Raw genomic sequence first — 18,395 nt, 5'->3', positions numbered from 1 at the left:
TTTTCATGGAGGAATCCGAATGTCGAACAAACAGGATGTCACGACGCGCAAATCAAACCTGTCCGCCGATAAGCGGGCCCTGCTGGAAAAGCGTCTCAAAGGCAAGCTGAGCGTCCCGGCAAAACAAGGGATACCCAAGCGTGCCGGAAATGGTCCGGCCGAACTGTCGCTCGGGCAGCAGCGGTTATGGTTTTTCCATCAGTTTCAGCCGGAAGATGCGTCAGACAACATTCCCTACGCAGTTCGGCTGAACGGTCGACTGAACCTTGAGGCGATGCAGGTGAGCATCAACGAGGTGGTCAAGCGCCACGAAGCGCTGCGCACCAACGTGCAACTGATCGACGATCAGCCCAAGCAGGTGATCCGGGACGACCTGCATGTTGAGGTGCAGATCCTCGACTACACCGCAACGCCCGCTGCCGACCGCGAGCGAGTGATCGGGGAGGTGAGCGGCGCGGACGCCCGCAAACCGTTTGATCTGGCTCGTGACCCGCTGTTTCGCTGCTCGCTGATGCAGTTGGCAGAACAGGAATTTCTCCTGCTGCTCTGCTTTCACCACCTCGTCGCCGACGGCATGTCGATGGATGTGTTTCTGCGCGAAGTGGCGATCTACTACGATGCGTTTGCAAAAGGCAAACCGGCAGCACTTCCCGCGCCGGAGGTGCAGTTTGCCGACTTTGCCGCGTGGCAGAACGAGTGGATGAAAAGCGAGGCCGCACAAAAACAGATCGGCTATTGGAAAGAGCAGTTGAAAGCGCCGCTCCCCGTGCTGCAGTTGCCGACCGACCGACCGCGCCCGGCGATGATGACGACCAACGGGTCGTACCTGCCGATCGATTATCCACTGGCTTTGCAGACGCGCTTGCAGAAGATCTGCGAAGCGGAAGGCGTGACGATGTTCATGCTGCTGCTCGCGGCCTACAAAACGCTGCTCTACCGCTACACCGGGCAGGAAGAACTGCTCGTCGGTACCGCCATGGCCGGACGCAATCGCTCAGAGCTGGAAGGCGCGATTGGCAATTTTGTCAACACGCTGGTGCTGCGCTCGGAGTTGGGGGCGGAACTGACCTTCCGCGAGCTGGTGCAACAGGTGAAAACGACGTCAATCAACGCGTTTGGTCACCAGGACGTGCCGTTTGAAAAAGTGATCGAAGAGGTGCAGCCGGAGCGGACGATGGGACATACGCCTTTGTTCCAAGTCTTGTTCCTGCTCCAGCCGCATATCAACGTGGCACAGCTGGAGTTGGGCGGCTTGACCTTTTCACCGATCTGGTCCGATCAGGGGGCGGTCAAATACGACCAGATGATCTGGCTGTCAGAAAGCGAAACGGGGCTGACCGGGCTCTTGATGTACAACACCGACCTGTTTGACGCGGCGACGATTGAGCGCACCTTGGAACATCTGGAGACGCTGCTGACCAGCATCGCGGACGACCCCGGCCAGAAGCTGTCCGACCTGAATCTGCTCACCGCTGCGGAAGCGTCGAAAGTGTTGCGCGTTTGGAATGATACTGGCGTGGACTATGCGCAAGCCGAAGCGGGACTTTGCACGCACCACCTGTTTGAACGGCAGGCGGAGCGCACACCGAATGCTGTCGCCCTCGTGTTTCATGAGCAAAAGCTGACCTATCGCGAGCTGAACGAGCGGGCGAACCAAGTAGCCAACCGGCTGCGTGAAATGGGCGTTGGTGCCAACGTGCCGGTCGGGTTGTGCCTGAACCGCTCGGCGGAGATGGTGATCGGTCTGCTGGCGATCTTAAAAGCGGGCGGCCCGTATCTGCCGCTCGACCCGGCTTATCCGAAAGACCGCCTGACCTTTATGATCGAAGACACGCAGGCGCCGGTGATTTTGACCGGGCAGAGCCTGATCGATGAACTTCCGCCACACAACGCGCAGTTGGTGCTGCTCGACGACCTCTCCGTTTTTGACAGTTATGGCACAGAGAATGTGCCAGGCATTGTGACGCCTGACGATCTCGCCTTTCTGCTCTACACGTCTGGCTCGACCGGCCGCCCGAAAGGCGTGGCGATGGGCCATCGCGCGCTTTGCAACCTGCACTTGTGGCAGTTGAACGACTATCTGCACAGCGGTCCGCGGCGCGCGACGATGTTTTATTCGATCAACTTCGATGCGGCGTTCCAAGAGGTGTTCAGCACACTTGCTTGCGGTGGCACCTTGTACGTGCTGGACGAAGAGACACGCCGCGATTCGCACAAGCTCTTACGCTACCTCGCGGAGGAGAAAATCGAACGCGTTCACATGGCGTTTATCGCTATGCAGCACCTCGCCGAAGCGGCCGAAACGACGCAGGTGCAATTGCATCTCCGGGAAGTGGTAACCGCTGGGGAACAGCTGCAGATCACCCGCCATATCGTCAAATGGCTTTCTCCGCTGGACGATGTGGTCGTTTACAACCAGTACGGCCCGACAGAAAGCCATGTCGTCACCTCGCACACCTTGCAAGGCGATCCGGCAGCATGGCCTGCCCTGCCTGCAATCGGCCGTCCGATCGCCAACTCTCAGCTCTACGTGCTCGACAAAAAGCTTCGTCCCGTGCCGATCGGCGTCAGCGGAGAGCTGTACATCGGCGGCACATGCCTCGCGGATGGGTATTTGGGCCGCCCCGACCTGACCGAAGAGCGCTTCCTGCCCAATCCGTTTCGCAGCGAGCCTGGCGCGCGCATCTACAAATCGGGCGACCTCGCCCGCTGGCGGCCGGACGGGACGCTCGAATACATCGGGCGCGCCGATCATCAGGTGAAAATCCGCGGGTTCCGCGTGGAACTGGGCGAAGTGGAAGCGGTCGTCCGCGAGCATCCGGGGGTCAGGGAAGCGGCGGTGATCGCAGCCGAGAAGCGCCTTGTCGCCTACATTGTCCCGGAATCGCAGCAACTGGCCTATGCGGACGTGAAAGCCTGGCTGCTCGAACGCCTGCCCGACTACATGGTGCCGTCCTTTGCGATGCTGCTTGAGACGATGCCGCTCACGCCAAGCGGCAAGATCAACCGCCTCGGACTGCCTGCTCCGGACTGGTCGATGCTCGATGAGTCGTCTTATGTCGCGCCGGACACGGAGACCGAACAGAAAGTCGCCGCCGTGTGGAGCGAGGTGCTTGGCGTGCCGAAAGTCGGCGTCTGCGACAACTTCTTTGACCTCGGCGGCCACTCGCTGCTCGCCACGCAAGTCATCACCCGCCTCGGACGTGAGTTCAACGTGGAGATTCCTTTGCGCGAACTGTTCGAGGACCCGACGGTGGCCGGCATCGCCCGCTACATCGAGCGATCCGATGAAAGCGAGCAGTTGCCGATGATGACCACGCTGCGCCGGGGCAGCAAGAATCCGCTGTCTTTTTCGCAAAACCGGCTCTGGCTGCTCGACAAACTGATGCCGTCGTCGACCGCCTATACACTGGCTTCGTCTGTGCGGATGCAAGGACTGCTCGATCTGCCTCGTCTGTACCAGGCGCTGTGCGGCGTGATCGAACGCCACCAGTCGCTGCGCACCTATTTCCGCGAAAACAAAGGGGACGTAGAGCAGGTGATCCGCCAGACGGTGCGTCCGTCGCTGCCGTTGATCGATGTCACGCATTTGCCTGCCGATCTGCAGCAACAGGAAGTGGAACGCCTGATCGCGAGCGAGGCGCAAAAGCCGTTCGATCTGGAACATGACGCCTTGCTGCGCACTATCCTGCTGCGTCTCAGTCCGGAAGAGCATGTCTGCCTGATCATGATGCACCACATCATCACCGACGGCTGGTCGAATGAAGTGTTGATCAGCGAGATCTGCACGCTCTATGCGGGCGAGGAACTGCCGGAGCTGCCCTTGCAGTACTACGACTTTGCCCGCTGGCAGCAAAGCTTTATGCGCAGCGATGCCATGAAAAAGCAGCTCGCCTTCTGGAAAGAAACGCTTTCCGGCGACCTGCCCGTTCTAGAGCTGCCGACCGACCATCCGCGTCCGGCGGTACGCTCCGGTCTGGGCTCCCGCTTGCGGTTTGCAGTGCCGCAAGAGATCGCCCAAAGCTTGCAGCAGGCGAAATGGCGCGAGCAGGGCATCACGCTAAACATGGTGCTGCTGGCGGCGTTTCAAGTGCTCTTGCACCGCTACACCGGGCAGACCGACCTTTTGATCGGCACCCCGATCGCCGGGCGCAACCGCCGGGAGATCGAGAACCTGATCGGCTTTTTCGTCAACACGCTGGTCATCCGCACCGATCTGTCCGGCGCTCCGACGTTCGACGAACTGCTCAAGCGGGTGCAGCAGACGGCGCTCGACGCTTACACGCACCAAGACGTGCCGTTCGAAAAACTGGTCGAAGAGCTGCAGCCGAAGCGGAGCATGAGCCATACGCCGCTGTTCCAAGTCCTGTTCTCGATGCAAAACATGCCGCAGTCGACCGCCTCCTTCGAAGGCATCACCGCCGAAAGCACGGTGCTCGACACCGGGGGCAGCAAATGCGACCTGTCCTTGTATGTGACCGAAAAGGGACAGGGGCTGGAGGCGAGCTTCGAGTACGCGACCGACCTTTTCGATGCGGCGACGATCGAGCGGATGGCCGAGCATTACACCTTGCTGCTCCAAGCGCTGGCCGCACATCCCGAACTGCCGGTCGCAGAAGTGCCGTTCCTGCCGCAAGCGGAGCAGCAGCGCCTGCTGATCGAGTTTAACGACACGGTAAAGGCGTACCGCCGGGCTGTCTGTCTGCATCAGCTGTTTGAAGAGCAGGCGGCAAAAACTCCGCTGGCGACAGCGCTGGTCGACGGCGAAGAGCGGTTGACCTACCGCGAGCTGAACGAGCGCGCCAACGCGGTGGCACACCGCCTGCAAGCGATGGGCGTCGGCCCGGATCGGCTGGTCGGCGTGTACATGGAGCGCCGGGCGGAACTGGTCATCGGCTTGCTTGGCGTGCTGAAAGCGGGCGGGGCCTACGTGCCGCTCGACCCGGCCTATCCGCAGGAGCGCGTGCTGTACACGATGGAAGACGCCCAGCTGACGGCGCTGCTGACCAGTGAACAGTTGCATCAACAACTGCCAGCCCATGGCGTGCAGGCGCTTTACCTGCCCTTGTCGAATGAAGGTGTAATGGACGCTCCGCCCTTAAAGACAGAAGCAAGCCATCTCGCTTACATCATCTACACGTCCGGTTCCACCGGCCGTCCGAAAGGCGTCGCGATCGAGCACCACAGCGCCGCGACGATGGTGCAGTGGGCGCTCGATGAGTACGAGGCCGAAGACTGGAAAGGCGTGCTGTTCTCGACGTCGATCTGCTTCGACATCTCCGTCTACGAGCTGTTTGCCACGTTTGCAGCCGGGGGCACGGTGATTCTCGCCGAAAATGCCTTGCAGCTGCCGCAACTGGCCGCCCGGGAAGAATTGACGCTGATCAACACCGTGCCGTCGGCGATCGCAGAGCTGTTGCGCATGAACGCGATCCCTGCCGGCGTGCGCACCGTCAACCTCGCCGGGGAAGCATTGCCTTTGCACCTCGTGCAGAAGCTGTATGCGCTGGGCACGGTGGAGAAAGTTTACAACCTCTACGGGCCGTCTGAAGACACGACCTATTCGACATACGCTTTACTTGATAAAAATTCGGACACTCCGCCGCTGATCGGCCGTCTGCTCGCCAACACGCAAGGCTACGTGTTAGATCAGCATCTGCACCTCGTGCCGATCGGCGTGCCAGGGCAGCTCTACCTGAGCGGCGACGGATTGGCGCGCGGGTATCTGGGGCAGGAGGAGTTGACGGCGGAGAAGTTTATCCGCAATCCGTTCTCTGCAGATCCCACTTCCCGCATGTATGCGACCGGCGACTCGGTGCGCTGGCTGGCCGACGGCACGCTGGAATACCTCGGCCGCATCGACCGCCAGATCAAAGTGCGCGGGTTCCGCATCGAGCAGGGTGAGATCGAAGCAGCCCTGCTCAAGCATCCGTCTGTGCAGGCGGCTTATGTGCAGGTGCGCGAAGACGACGCGGGCGACAAACGCCTCGTCGCTTATGTCGCCCAAGGCGGCAGCGCATTAACGGCAGCCGAACTGCGCGTTCTGCTGAAGGACAGCCTGCCTGAGTATATGATCCCGTCCGCGTTTGTCCTGCTGGAGAGACTGCCTTTGACGCCAAACGGCAAAGTGGACTCCTTTGCGCTTCCTGCGCCCGAGCTCAGCCTCATGCGCGAGCGGGCGTATATCGCGCCGCGCAATGAGACGGAGGCGGCGCTGGCCGGCATTTGGCAAGAGGTGTTATCCACAGGGGATATCGGTGTACAAGATCACTTCTTTGAGCTTGGCGGACATTCGCTGCTGGCCGTCCGGCTGATGGCGAAGATCGCAGAGGTGTTTGGCAAAACGCTCCCGATGTCCGCGCTGTTCCGCAGCCCGACGGTGGAAGCGCTGGCCGAAGAGCTTTTGCACGAGGTGAAAAAAGCGGACGGGGCGTTGGTACCTCTGCAGCCGCTCGGTACGAAAACGCCGTTGTTCCTCGTCCATCCGATCGGCGGCAGCGTGTTCTGCTACCAGGCGCTGGCCAAGGAACTGGGCAGCGACCAGCCTTTGTATGCGCTGCAGGCGCCAGGGCTGAACGATGGGGAAGAGTTGCTGACCACTGTGGAAGCGCTGGCTGAGCAGTACCTCGCCGAGATCCGCACCGTGCAAAAGTCCGGCCCGTACCGCCTCGGCGGCTGGTCGTTCGGCGGCGTGGTCGCACTGGAGGTCGCGCGCCGCTTGCAAGCAGCAGGGGAGGAAGTGGAGCCGCTCGTGCTCTTCGACTCCTACGCGGAGCTTGCAGTGAAGGACACGGAGGAAAGCGTGCTGCTCGCCGCCTTCTTCACCGACAGCGCAGGTTTGTCGGGCGCAGATGTGACCCCTTTTGCCGCCGAAGCGGAACGCTTGACCGCAGGGGATCTGCCGCGCCTGTTGCCGCAAGCGCAGCAAGCCGGACTTTTGCCGGAAGATGTCAGCGTGGAGCAACTGCTGCGCCTGTACCGCGTCTTCCGCGCCAACCGTTTGGCTTATGCCGCCTATCTCGCTGCACCGTACCACGGCGATGTCCTGCTGCTGCATACGGCCGACGCCGCCAGCGTCTCCGGCTGGCAGGAGGTCGTGCAAGGCACGCTGCGTGCACAGGAGGTACCGGGCGATCACTTCACGCTGCTTCAAGCGCCGCACGTCAGCTTTGTCGCCGGTGAAATGCGATGAACCGTACCTTCTACCTTTACGTCAACGCGTTTTCCCACCTCGGCACGATGATGGACATGATCGTCGTCAACTCGCTGATCATCGCCCTCACCGGCGGCGACACGCTGTGGCTGTCGGCGTGCCTCGGGATTCGCGTGCTGGGCGGCCTGCTCTCCTCGTTGTATTCGGGGGTGCTGGCCGACCGCTTTGACCGCAAGAAGATCATGCTGTTCGCCGACTTTGCCCGCGCCGCGCTGATCCTCGTGATCATCTTCTTCCCGACTCCGGTGATGATCCTGATCATCTCGTTTCTGATCGGCTTCCTGGCCTCGTTTTTCCAAGTTGCCTTCAACGCCGAAGTTCCGCAGATTTTCGGCGAAGACAAGGTGCTGGAAGTCAACGCCCTGATCATGCGCCTGAGCTCGATCGCCATGGTCATCGGCTTCTTCTCATCGGGCATCGTCACCGAGCTGTTTGGCTTCTCGACGGTGCTCGCCATTGACGCCTTGTCATTCGCGCTGTCCGGCGTCGTGCTCCTGATGATGAAATGGGAGCGCACCGGCCCGCGCCCGCAAGCTGCAGCCGCAGCGCAAGGCAAACTCGCGTCGATCCTCGAAGACCTGCGCGAAGTCAAGCGTTACCTCTGGCTGAAACCGCTGCTCCTGACCTGCTTTGGCGTCTACCTCGTCCAGACGGCCGGGGCCAGCGGACACAATGTCGGCATTCCGCTCCTCGCAGCCGCCCTCGATCCGGCGGCGCAGGCGAAAATCTACGGCTTCATCTGGGGCACGTGGGGCATCGGGAGCGTGACGGCCTCCTTTTTGATCGCCAAAAGAGACGTGGTCAAAAAGCATCTCTTTGGTTTCTACTACGGGTCGGCCGTGTTGGCCGGGCTCGGATTTATCACTTTTTTGTCCAGCGACAATCCCTGGCTGATCTTCCCGGTCGTCTTTGTCGTCGGAGTGAGCGAAGCGGTGTGCGGCACGACATTTTCCGTGCTGATGCAGCAGTCTGACAACCGGGTGCGGGGACGCGTCTTTGGCGTCTCTGCGCTGCTCAACCGCCTGGGATTTGCCAGCGGATTCCTGCTGGTGCCGTTGCTGATGAAAGTCCTCACCATGCCGCAGACGATCTGGGTCTGCCAAGGCGCCGTCATCGCGGCGGTGCTCTGGGCAGTCTGGAGAACGGCCGCCTACACTTCTAAAAAACCGCCGAAAAACACGGCCGCGTAAGGAGACGATGCAAGATGACCTCTACGGGCGTTTACCTGTTCCCGCTGTCCTATGCGCAGCAGCGAATGTGGTTTCTCGATAAATTTGTTCAGGACGGCGCCGCTTACAACATCACCGGTGCGGTCCGCATGCGCGGCAGCTTAGAGCCGCTGGTGCTCGCCGATGCTTTGGCTGCCGTCGCGCGCCGCCATGAAACGCTGCACACCTCGTTCCGCGAAGTGGACGGCGAGCTGATGCAGGTGATCGACCCGTCGGCCGAATTGCCTGTCCCGCTGATCGACCTGAGCGCACTGCAAGGCGCGGCGCAGGAAGCGGAGGTGCAAAAACTCGCCGGGGCAGAAGCGCGCACCTCGTTCGACCTGCAGACCGCGCCGCTGTTGCGCACCACGCTGTTGAAGCTGAACGACACGGAGCATGTGCTGCTCCTGACCCTGCACCACATCATCGCCGACGGCTGGTCGATGGGCGTGCTGATGCAGGAGATGGGCGCGTACTACCGCGCCTTCCGGAACGGTGAGTCCGACCCGCTGCCGGAGCTGCCGATTCAATACGCCGACTATGCGGACTGGCAAAAAGAGTACCTCGCGTCCGGCGTGCTGGACGAACAGCTCAGCTACTGGCGCGAGAAGCTGCAGGGTCCGCTGCCCGTGCTCGACCTGCCGACCGATTTCGCCCGCCCGGCTGTGCAGTCGCTGAAAGGGACGTTCCAAGAGTTTTTCCTCGGGCAGGATCTGACCGACAGCATCAAAGCGGTCTCTCAGCGCGAAGGCGTCTCTTTGTTCATGACGCTCTTGGCGGCATTTAATGTCCTGCTGCACCGCTATACGGGACAGGAAGACCTGATCGTCGGCACCCCGATCGCCGGACGCACGCGCGAGGAGATCGAAGGGCTGATCGGCCTGTTCATCAACACGCTGGCGATCCGTGCCGACCTGTCGGGCGATCCGACGTTTGGCGAGGTGCTGGCGCGGGTGCGCGATGCGGCGTTTGAAGCGTATGCGCATCAGGACGTGCCGTTTGAGCGGCTCGTCGAAGAACTGTCGCCTGCGCGTGACTTGAGCCGCACGCCCTTGTTCCAAGTGATGTTCATCCTGCAAAACGCGCCGAGCAGCGGTGCCGATCTGCCGGGTGTATCGATGGAAATGGTGCAGGCCGACTCCGGCACGTCCAAATATGACCTGACGCTCTACCTGACCGAACAGGAAGACGGCATCAAGTGCACCATCGAGTACAGCACCGATCTGTTCCAGGCGGAGACGGCCGAGCGGATGATGCGCCATTTTGAACATCTGCTCCGTGCCATCGGGACAGACCCGGCTGCGAAAATCGCCGAACTGCCAATGCTTTACGAAGCGGAACGGGATCAACTGCTCAACGAGTGGAACCAGACGGCCGTGCCGTACCGCGAAGACGCGCTGATCCATGATCTGTTCGCAGAGCAGGCTGTCCGCACGCCGGATGCTGTCGCCGTGGAATTTGCCGGTACAGATCTGAGCTTCGGCGAGCTGAACGCCCGCGCCAACCGCCTCGCCTGGTATCTGCAAGAGCAGGGCATCGGGGCAGAAGGGATCGTCGGCATCCGCATGGAGCGGTCGCCGGAGATGATCATCGCCTTGCTTGGCGTCCTGAAGGCGGGCGGGGCGTATCTGCCGCTCGACCCGACCTATCCGGCCGACCGCCTCGCCTTCATGACCGAAGACGCCGGCGTGCAGGTGGTGCTGACCCGAGACCTGGTCGCCGAAGTCACGGCGACAGGTGCTGACAGCGCTCCAGCGTGTCCGGCCAGCGCCGACAGCGCTGCCTACGTCATCTTTACCTCCGGCTCCACAGGCATTCCGAAAGGCGTGCTGGTCGAGCACCGCAACGTGATGAATTTCTTCGCTGGAATGGATGAAAAAATCGGCTGCGGCGCGGGGGACAGCATCGCGGCGGTGACGTCGATCGGCTTTGACATCTCCGTGCTGGAGCTGTTCTGGACGCTGACCAACGGCTGCAAAGTCGTCCTGCACACGGAAGCGGACGTCCTCGGCGGCAACTTGCAGCCGGGCGTGACCCTGCTGCAATGCACCCCGTCGCTGATCGGCATGATGCTCGCCAACGCCGACGCCCGCCCGGCGCTGCAAGGGCTGGAAAAGATCCTGCTCGGCGGCGAAGCGATGCCGCAAGCGCTCGCTCAAACGATTAAAAGCGAGCTGCAGGCCCGCCTGTTCAACATGTACGGCCCGACCGAAGCGACCGTCTGGGCGGCGGTGCACGAGGTGACAGACACGAGCGCACCGATCCCGCTCGGCCGCCCGATCGCCAACACCGAGCTGTACATCCTCGACAAGCGTCTGCAGCCGGTTCCGGTCGGCGTCGCAGGCGAGCTGCATATCGGCGGCGCGGGCGTGACGCGCGGCTATCTGGGCCGCGAAGAACTGACCGCCGAGCGCTTCATCCCGAACCCGTTTGGAACGGGCCGCCTGTACAAGACGGGCGACCTTGCCGCCTGGCTACCGAACGGCGAGGTGAAATACTTCGGCCGCCTCGACCATCAGGTCAAACTGCGCGGCTTCCGCATCGAGCTTGGCGAGATCGAAGCGGCGCTCTGCAAACACCCGAACGTGCGGGAAGCGGTCGTCACCGCGCCGGACAACCGCATGCTGGCCGCCTATGTGGTCAGCTCCGGAACTGCTCCGACCAGCAGCGACCTGCGCGTCTTTTTGCAGGAGCAACTCCCGGAGTACATGGTGCCGACCCTGTTCCTGTTCCTCGACCAACTGCCCTTGATGCCAAGCGGCAAAGTCGACCGCAACGCCCTGCCCAAGCCTGAAGGCGACCGCCCGGAGCTTGGCACCGCGTATGTCGCGCCGTCGACGCCGCTCGAGAAGCAGATCGCCGGCATCTGGCAGGAGTACCTGAACGTGGAGAAGGTTGGCGTCAACGACAACTTCTTCGAACTGGGCGGGCAGTCGATCCTCGTCGTCCAGATCCACCGCCGCTTGAGCGAGCTGGGGCTGGAGCTTGCCGTCGTGCAATTGTTCCAGTACCCGACAGTAAAAACGCTGGCTCAATTCATCTCCGGTTTGAATGAGGCGAACGTCGTCGATTCGGGCAAAAATCGCGCCGACACCAGACAATCGATGCGCGAGAGGAGACAAGCGCGGGCAAATCGGCGAAAATAGGGGAGTGAGGTGGTGCCCCTGTGGAAACGAAAGCAGACCTGCAGCTTGCCCTGCGCGAGATCGAGACGTGGGAGCAAGAGCAGAAAGATTTATGGTTTTGGGAAAAACTCGGCCGGCTGCCATTCGTCGTGCTCGACAAGCTGACCCCGCGTTTTCTGAAAGAGAAGCTGGGGCAGGCGATCGACGAAATGATGGCCTATGTGGATACGGGCGGACGCTATCTGATCCAGACGGACGGAATCTTGAAGCGTTTCGCCAAAGCAAAAGGGGAGCCGGTCGCGCCCGGCGAGATCACCTCCCTGCCGCTCTCGGTGATGGATCAGGTGGCCAATGACTTGCGCGCGTCCCGCTCGACGTTTGCCAAATGGCAAGGGGCGAGCACAGGCATCGGCGGGATTTTTACGATGGCGATCGACATCCCGATGCTGCTCGGACTGTCCTTGAAAGTCCTGCAGGAGATGGCGTATGCGTACGGCTACGACCCGAACGACAAGCAGGAGCGCTTGTTTATCATCAAGTGCCTGCAGTTCTCATCCTCCGATTTCGTCGGCAAGAAAGCGATCTTGGAAGAGCTCGCCGCCTACAGCGATCCAGCCCAAAAAGGCAGCCAGATGTTCTCCCAGCTCCAAGGCTGGCGTGAAGTGGTGATGACCCTGACCGACAACATGGGCTGGAAGAAACTGTTCCAGCTGATCCCGATCGCCGGCATCCTGTTTGGCGCGTTTCTGAACAAGAAAACGATCGAAGACGTCGCCGAAGCGGGCAAGATGCTGTACAAAAAGCGCCGCGTTTTGGAGCGCCTGCAATAAAAAGAGAGCTTCCCGCAGAGGAGGCTCTCTTTTTCTTACAGCAACTGTTACAGCAAATACCCCATCTTCCGCGCCTGAAACGCCAATTCTTCGCGAAATTTCGGGTGGGCGATGCCGATCAGGGCGCGGGTGCGCTCGCGGATCGCTTTGCCTTTCAGTTGGGCGACGCCGTATTCGGTGACGATCATGTCAACATCGTTTTTCGAAGTGGTGACGACCGAGCCCGGGTGCAGGGTGGGGACGATCTTGGAGATTGTGCCGTTTTTGGCGGTGGAGTGCAGGCAGATGATGCCGCGCCCGTTTTTCGCAAGCCGTGCCCCGCGGGCAAAATCGGCCTGGCCACCGGTGGAGGAGTAGTAGTGGCCCCCGACCGTCTCCGAGTTGCATTGGCCGAGGAAGTCGACTTCGACGGTCGAGTTGATCGACACCAGATTGTCGATCTGCGAGATGATCCGCACGTCGTTCGTCCAGGAGACGGGGAGGAACAGCACGTCCTGATTCTCATGCAAAAAGTCGTACAGCTTGCGGCTGCCGAGGGCGAAGGTCGTCGTCATCTGGCCGGGGTAGACCGTTTTGTTGCTGCCGGTGATGACGCCGGCCCGATAGAGGTCGACCGCTTTGTCGGGCAGCATTTCGGTAAACACGCCGAGGTTCTGGTGGCCTTGCAGGAAGTTCATCACGGCGTTGGGGATCGCGCCGAAGCCGATCTGCAGGTTATCGCCGTCGTGGATGATGTCGGCGATCAGGCGGCCGATCTTGGCGTCGTTTTCGGTGATCTGGGGTTCCGGGAGCAGGGGGAGTTCGACGTGTTTTTCCACAAGGGCTGCCACTTGCGAGATGTGGATCACATTTTTGCCGTAAGTGCGCGGCATGTATTCGTTGACTTCGAGCAGAATCAGCTTGGCCTCATCGATCAAGGTGCCGATGTAGTCGCAGTTGGTGCCGATCGAAAAGCAGCCGTCCGGGTCCATCGGCGAGACGGTCGCCATCAGCACGCGGTTCTGCGTAAAGTCGTGCAAGAGGTCGGGCAGGTCGGAAAAGTGGTTCGGCAACAGATCGAGCTTCCCTTCGCGAAATCCAGGACGGTCGCCTGCGCCGAGAAACATCGAGACGAGCTTGAGGCGTTCCGGATCGGCCTTGATCGCGGGGCGCAGGGAGAGCATTTGGAACAGACGGTTGCCTTGCAGGCCGCTGTGGGTGGGCAAGGCGTCGAGCAGCGCGGGCGGTTCGCCGGCGGAGAGCGGAACGAGGATGTCGTCGCCCGGTTCGATCAACCGCACCGCTTCTTCCGGAGTGCGGAGTTTGCTTTTATATTCACTGATCAGCGTCATGGCAGGGGTCTCCTTGTCAGGGTTGCTGTTGGTAGTTTTTCACGAAAAAAGAGCCTGATACATCGATCAGGCTCTTTCCTGTGTTTCTGCCAAAACAGCTGCCAAATACTCGGACAACCCCTTGCGCACATGTCCGTCGCGTCCAACGGTCGTCTTCGCCGCTGTCATCGAGTTCAGAATCGCCTCTTCTGACGCTTCAGATGACGCGCGAAATGCCAGGTCGATCTCATTTTCGTTCAGCATCTGCAAGGTCACGACCGCTTCCGTTTCCTCGTGCCGCACCCGATTTGCCGTCGTGAAGCCGATCACCACATCCCCGCTGCCATTCCCGATGAACGACCCCGTTCGGGTCAAACCAACCGTACAGCGTTTGCTCACCCGTTTTAACTGGCGCTCGGATAATGGAAGATCGGTTGCCAATATAAAAATAATCGAACCTTTCTCGCGTTCCTGCAAAGCGGCAGGACTCGCATTAGCCAGACGATCATTCATCCCCGACAGGGGCAGTCCTTCGGCGTCAGCCATTCCTGCAATGATCTCCCCGGCCGGTATCCCGTGCAGCATGAAATCCTGCTGCCTGCCGAAGTTCGACAGCACGAGCACGCCCAGCGTGTACTCCTTGCCCCCGAGCTCGATCAGCCGCGATGCGGAGCCGATGCCGCCTTTCAGGCCGTAGCAGCTCATGCCTGTGCCGGCGCCAACTGCGCCCTCGGCGAAGTCGGTCGCTGCGGACGATAACGCCGCCCGCACATGTTCTCTTTGCACATGCAAGCCGCGTATCTCATTGAGATAGCCGTCATTGCACTCGCAGACCACCGTGTTGACCGTCCCGGTGGTCACGCCGATCTCCGGGTTCTGCTCCAGCAGATACTCGACCAGCGCATCGCTCACCCGTCCGACCGACAGCGTGTTCGTCAGCAGGATCGGCGACTCGATCGTCCCTAATTCCTCGATCTGAATCGTCCCCGCCGTCTTGCCAAAACCATTGATCACATGCGCGACGGCCAGCACTTTCTCCTGAAACAGATTGCCCCCGTGCGGCAACACGGCCGTCACGCCCGTCTTCACGTGGCCGTCATCCAGCGTGCAGTGTCCGACCCGCACGCCCGGCACATCGGTGATCCGATTGCCGGGACCGGTGCGCATCGAACCGACCTGCACGCCGTAGTCGCGAATCCGTCCGCTCACCGTTTACACTCCGATGTGCTGGAATTTCGCGCGGTAGTTCTTCAAGAGCTTCATCGAAATTTCGCCCGGCTTGCCGTTGCCGATCTTCTTGCCGTCCACTTCCACCACCGGCATCACTTCCATCGACGTCGAAGTCATAAACGCCTCATCCGCCGCCAAGAGCAAGTCGGTGCCAAACTCCTTCTCCTCAACGCTCACGCCGATCTCCTTGGCAATATCGAGCAGCGTCGCACGGGTAATCCCATGCAAGATATAGCGGTTCGCAGGCGGTGTGATCAACACGCCGTCTTTGACGAGGAAGATGTTGCAGCTCGAACCTTCCAGCACCACGCCGTCGCGCACAAACACCGCTTCATAATACCCGGCATCTTTCGCCTTCTGCTTGGCCACCACGTTCGGCAGCAGGTTGAGCGACTTGATGAAGCAGTTCTTCCAGCGCTCATCGTCGACCAGCGTCACATTGACGCCTTTTTCACGCACCGCATCGGAAATGTCGGCAGCTTCGCGAATCGTCATCGTCGTCGAAGCCGGCACATCCGGGAACAGATGCACGCGCTTGGCAATCCCGCGGGTGACTTGCAGATACACCGATGCCTCCTGCAGGCCGGTCTTCGCCAAGCCTTCTGCGATCAGCGCTTCCAGCTCTTCAATCGTATAGTTCATCGTCAGCAGGATCGCTTCCGCACTTTTCTCCAAACGCACCAAGTGTTCGCGCATCTTAAACGGCGCGCCTTGGTAGACACGGATCACTTCATAGACGCCGTCGCCAAAGTTATGACCGCGCTCGTCAATCGGCAGCACCGCTTGATCGACCGGAATCCATTCACCGTTAATAAAGCCAATCGCCATCTTAAATAACCTCCTCAAACTGCTTAATCTATCAAACCTCTTCGGGGCAACTCTTCGAACTCCTGCATCTTCCATCGAAAAAAACCTTGCCCTCTGCTGTACATGTATGTATACTTATCAAAGCCGATGAATAACTATACAAAAATAATGCATAACCTTGCATCCAGATAAGGGAGGACCTACACCATGATGAAAAAAGCACTCGCAGGCGCACTTGGCCTGTCCCTGATCACCGCCACCCCCTATGCTGTCAACGCCTACAACCCGGCGCAAGCGTGGACCAACGTCAACGCATATGAAACCCAAGAGACTACCGGCAGCCTGTTCAATCAGCAAAACTACGATTTCGTTAAATATAGCCTGCTTGGGCAAAAGCTCCAGGACTTGGCCAAACAAAGCAACCGCGTCACCGTCAAAGTGAGCGGACAATCCTCGCAAGGCCGCGACCTGTACACCGTCACCATCTCCGACCCGCAGGCAAAAGGCAAATACGGCTACTACCAAGCCCTGCGCAAACAGATGTTTAAGAACCCGGAAAAGGCGCAGTCCTGGGTTGAAAAGCACGAAGATTTCAAAGTGCCGGTCATGATCAACGGCTCGATTCACGGCACCGAATTTGTCGGCACCGACGCTGTGCTGCAGCTGATCGAGCGTTTCGCGCTGCAAAACGATGCGATGACCCAGGAGATCCTCGCCAACAACATCCTGATCTTCAACGTTGTCGCCAACCCGGACGGTCGCTTCGACGGCACCCGCTTCAACGGCAACGGCATCGACCTCAACCGCGACTTTATCACCCAGTCCCAGCCGGAGACGCAGCAGACGGTCGATCTGATCACCGAATGGAACCCGATGGTGTTCCTCGACATGCACGGCTATGTGAAAAACTCGTCCAGCCAGCTTGGCCTGATCGAACCGTGCACGCCGCCGCACAACCCGAACTACGAATACGACCTCTTCTCCAAATGGTCGGTCGACCAAGCGGAAGCGATGGAAAGGGAGATCCTCTCCAACAAAAACCAGTACAGCGCCAACTACAAAGACCTTTCCAGTGTCTACATCCCGCAGCGTGACGATTCGTTTGGCTGGGATGACTATCCGCCGATCTTCACGCCGATGTATGCGATGTACCACGGCTCCTACGGCTACACGCTGGAAGCGCCGACCAACGACTGGGACGGCGTGCGCTGGCAATATGACGCGGTGATGGGCGCGCTGAAGTACGCCACCCAAAACAAAAAAGCGATGCTGACCGACCAGATCGAAGTGTTCAAGCGCGGCATCAACTTTGACCATCCGTTCCATCAAGAGGGCTTCTTCCCGAACGCCTACATCCTGCCGAAAAGCGCCGACCCGACGGTGACCGAAAAAGCGGTCAACCACCTGCTGCAAAACGACATCGAAGTCGAGCAGGCGAAAAAGGCGTTCACCGTAAGCGGCAAACAATACCCGGCCGGCACCTACATCGTGCCGATGGACCAGGCGAAAGCAGGCCTCGCCAACACCATGCTCTGGGACGGCGAAGACATCTCGGCCGACACCCCGGCGATGTACGACATCTCCGCGTGGAGCCTGCCGGAGCTGTGGGGCTTTGCAGCCGATCCGGTGCATACAGCTTTCAGCGTCCAAACAGGCAAAGTCAAATCGGTCGACACTACAGGCGCGCTGATCGGCAAAGGCCCGTACCTCATCCCGAACTCCTCGGTCCAAGCGGTGCACCTCGCCAACGAACTGCTGCAGCAAGGCGTGGACATCAAGCGCGACACGGCCGGCAACTTCTATGTCAAACAGGCAGCGGTGCTGCCCGCGCTCGTCAAAGCGTCCGGCCTCACCTTGCAGACGGCAGCCGTTCCGACCGACGCGAAAACGTTGGAGACGCTGCAGATCGCCATGGTCAAAGACGGCGGCATGAACAAAGGCCAGTCCCACTCCGGCACCAAGCTCGCCTTGCAGCGACTCGGCTTTGACGTTACTGAACTGCATCCGCGCGAAGTGGCGTCTGCAGGTCTGTCCGGCTACGATGCGCTGATCTACAGCGGCACGGAGCGATTGATCGCCACTTCGAACAGCGTCGCCAACGCCGAATTTGGCTTGCAGTCGGCAGATGAGCTGGCCAAATTCAAAGCGAACGTCAACGCGTTTGTCAGCGGCGGCGGCAAATACATCGCGGTTGGCGCAGGTGGTTCGCTAGCTGCGAAGACGCTGGGCCTGACCACCGTCGGCGTCAACGTCGGCGCTTCCAACTCCAACGGGATCGTCAAAGTCAACTATGCGTCTTCGCCGCTGACCGCAGGCTACGGGGCATCCGACATCGGGTTTGTCTACCGCCCGGTCTGGTACACCAACACGGCAGGCTACGCGGTGGATGCCTCCTATGCCAATGAGAGCGGATTCTTCCTCGCCGGGCACTGGCGCAACAGCAGCGGCGCACAGGGCCAGCCGGTCATCGTGCATGATCCGTCCAAAGCGGTGACTTTGATCGGCCTCGAAGCCGGATTCCGCGATCACACCGACTATCTGTTCCGTCTCTTGTCGAATGCCATTTATGAATAAAAGTTGCTGAACAAACAGGCAGCCCCGGACATTGTCCGGGGCTATTTGTTTAGTTGATCGGAAGGTGCTGACGTATCCTTGTAGAATATGGGGGATAC

The 18,395-nt window shown here is 60.2% G+C and carries 8 protein-coding genes; 5 read left to right on the top strand and 3 right to left on the bottom strand.

All coding sequences use genetic code 11. The annotated features are described in order from the left end of the window. Positions 1–19 precede the first annotated feature (19 nt). From CBW65_RS23300 to CBW65_RS23285, 4 genes are read left to right on the top strand one after another with little or no spacing between them, the layout of a single operon-like run. Positions 20–7,192: an amino acid adenylation domain-containing protein gene (locus tag CBW65_RS23300; protein WP_087458943.1), complete on the top strand. Its 7,173-nt coding sequence runs from the start codon at positions 20–22 to the stop codon at positions 7,190–7,192. Next, entirely contained in the window at positions 7,189–8,403 is a 1,215-nt protein-coding gene (locus tag CBW65_RS23295; RefSeq protein WP_087458942.1) for an MFS transporter, read from the top strand. The genes CBW65_RS23300 and CBW65_RS23295 overlap by 4 nt, the downstream gene beginning before the upstream one ends. A 14-nt stretch (positions 8,404–8,417) precedes the next feature. After that, the gene (locus CBW65_RS23290) at positions 8,418–11,567 is read left to right on the top strand and encodes a non-ribosomal peptide synthetase (protein WP_087458941.1); all 3,150 of its coding nucleotides are present in this window, start codon (positions 8,418–8,420) and stop codon (positions 11,565–11,567) included. A gap of 20 nt (positions 11,568–11,587) precedes the next feature. After that, on the top strand, positions 11,588–12,376 hold the full coding sequence (locus CBW65_RS23285) for an EcsC family protein (RefSeq protein ID WP_087458940.1): 789 nt from the start codon (positions 11,588–11,590) through the stop codon (positions 12,374–12,376). 47 nt (positions 12,377–12,423) lie between these two features. Here CBW65_RS23285 and CBW65_RS23280 read toward each other — a convergent pair whose 3' ends face one another. From CBW65_RS23280 to dat, 3 genes are all read right to left on the bottom strand, one after another. Further along, on the bottom strand, positions 12,424–13,707 hold the full coding sequence (locus CBW65_RS23280; protein ID WP_087458939.1) for an acetyl-CoA hydrolase/transferase family protein: 1,284 nt from the start codon (positions 13,705–13,707) through the stop codon (positions 12,424–12,426). A gap of 66 nt (positions 13,708–13,773) precedes the next feature. Continuing rightward, on the bottom strand, positions 13,774–14,895 hold the full coding sequence (locus CBW65_RS23275) for a DmpA family aminopeptidase (RefSeq protein WP_269767977.1): 1,122 nt from the start codon (positions 14,893–14,895) through the stop codon (positions 13,774–13,776). 3 nt (positions 14,896–14,898) lie between these two features. Beyond that, positions 14,899–15,744, bottom strand: a complete 846-nt coding sequence (gene dat / locus CBW65_RS23270) for a D-amino-acid transaminase (protein ID WP_087458938.1) — start codon at positions 15,742–15,744, stop codon at positions 14,899–14,901. A gap of 186 nt (positions 15,745–15,930) precedes the next feature. On the opposite strand from dat, the gene CBW65_RS23265 reads away from it, so the two are divergent. Next, a complete protein-coding gene (locus CBW65_RS23265; RefSeq protein WP_087458937.1) occupies positions 15,931–18,297 on the top strand; it encodes a M14 family zinc carboxypeptidase in 2,367 nt (788 codons plus the stop codon). Positions 18,298–18,395 lie beyond the last annotated feature (98 nt).

Source organism: Tumebacillus avium, from assembly GCF_002162355.1.
Classification (GTDB): Bacteria; Bacillota; Bacilli; order Tumebacillales; family Tumebacillaceae; genus Tumebacillus_A; species Tumebacillus_A avium.
Note: the sequence above shows the minus strand (reverse complement) of the source record. Positions and strands in the feature narration are given on the sequence as shown.

What these genes read in the sequence shown, in the direction of transcription:
- CBW65_RS23280 (WP_087458939.1), bottom strand. Translation starts at nt 13,707, where the DNA reads ATGACGCTGATCAGTGAATATAAAAGCAAACTCCGCACTCCGGAAGAA.
- dat (WP_087458938.1), bottom strand. Translation starts at nt 15,744, where the DNA reads ATGGCGATTGGCTTTATTAACGGTGAATGGATTCCGGTCGATCAAGCG.
- CBW65_RS23290 (WP_087458941.1), top strand. Translation starts at nt 8,418, where the DNA reads ATGACCTCTACGGGCGTTTACCTGTTCCCGCTGTCCTATGCGCAGCAG.
- CBW65_RS23295 (WP_087458942.1), top strand. Translation starts at nt 7,189, where the DNA reads ATGAACCGTACCTTCTACCTTTACGTCAACGCGTTTTCCCACCTCGGC.
- CBW65_RS23265 (WP_087458937.1), top strand. Translation starts at nt 15,931, where the DNA reads ATGATGAAAAAAGCACTCGCAGGCGCACTTGGCCTGTCCCTGATCACC.
- CBW65_RS23300 (WP_087458943.1), top strand. Translation starts at nt 20, where the DNA reads ATGTCGAACAAACAGGATGTCACGACGCGCAAATCAAACCTGTCCGCC.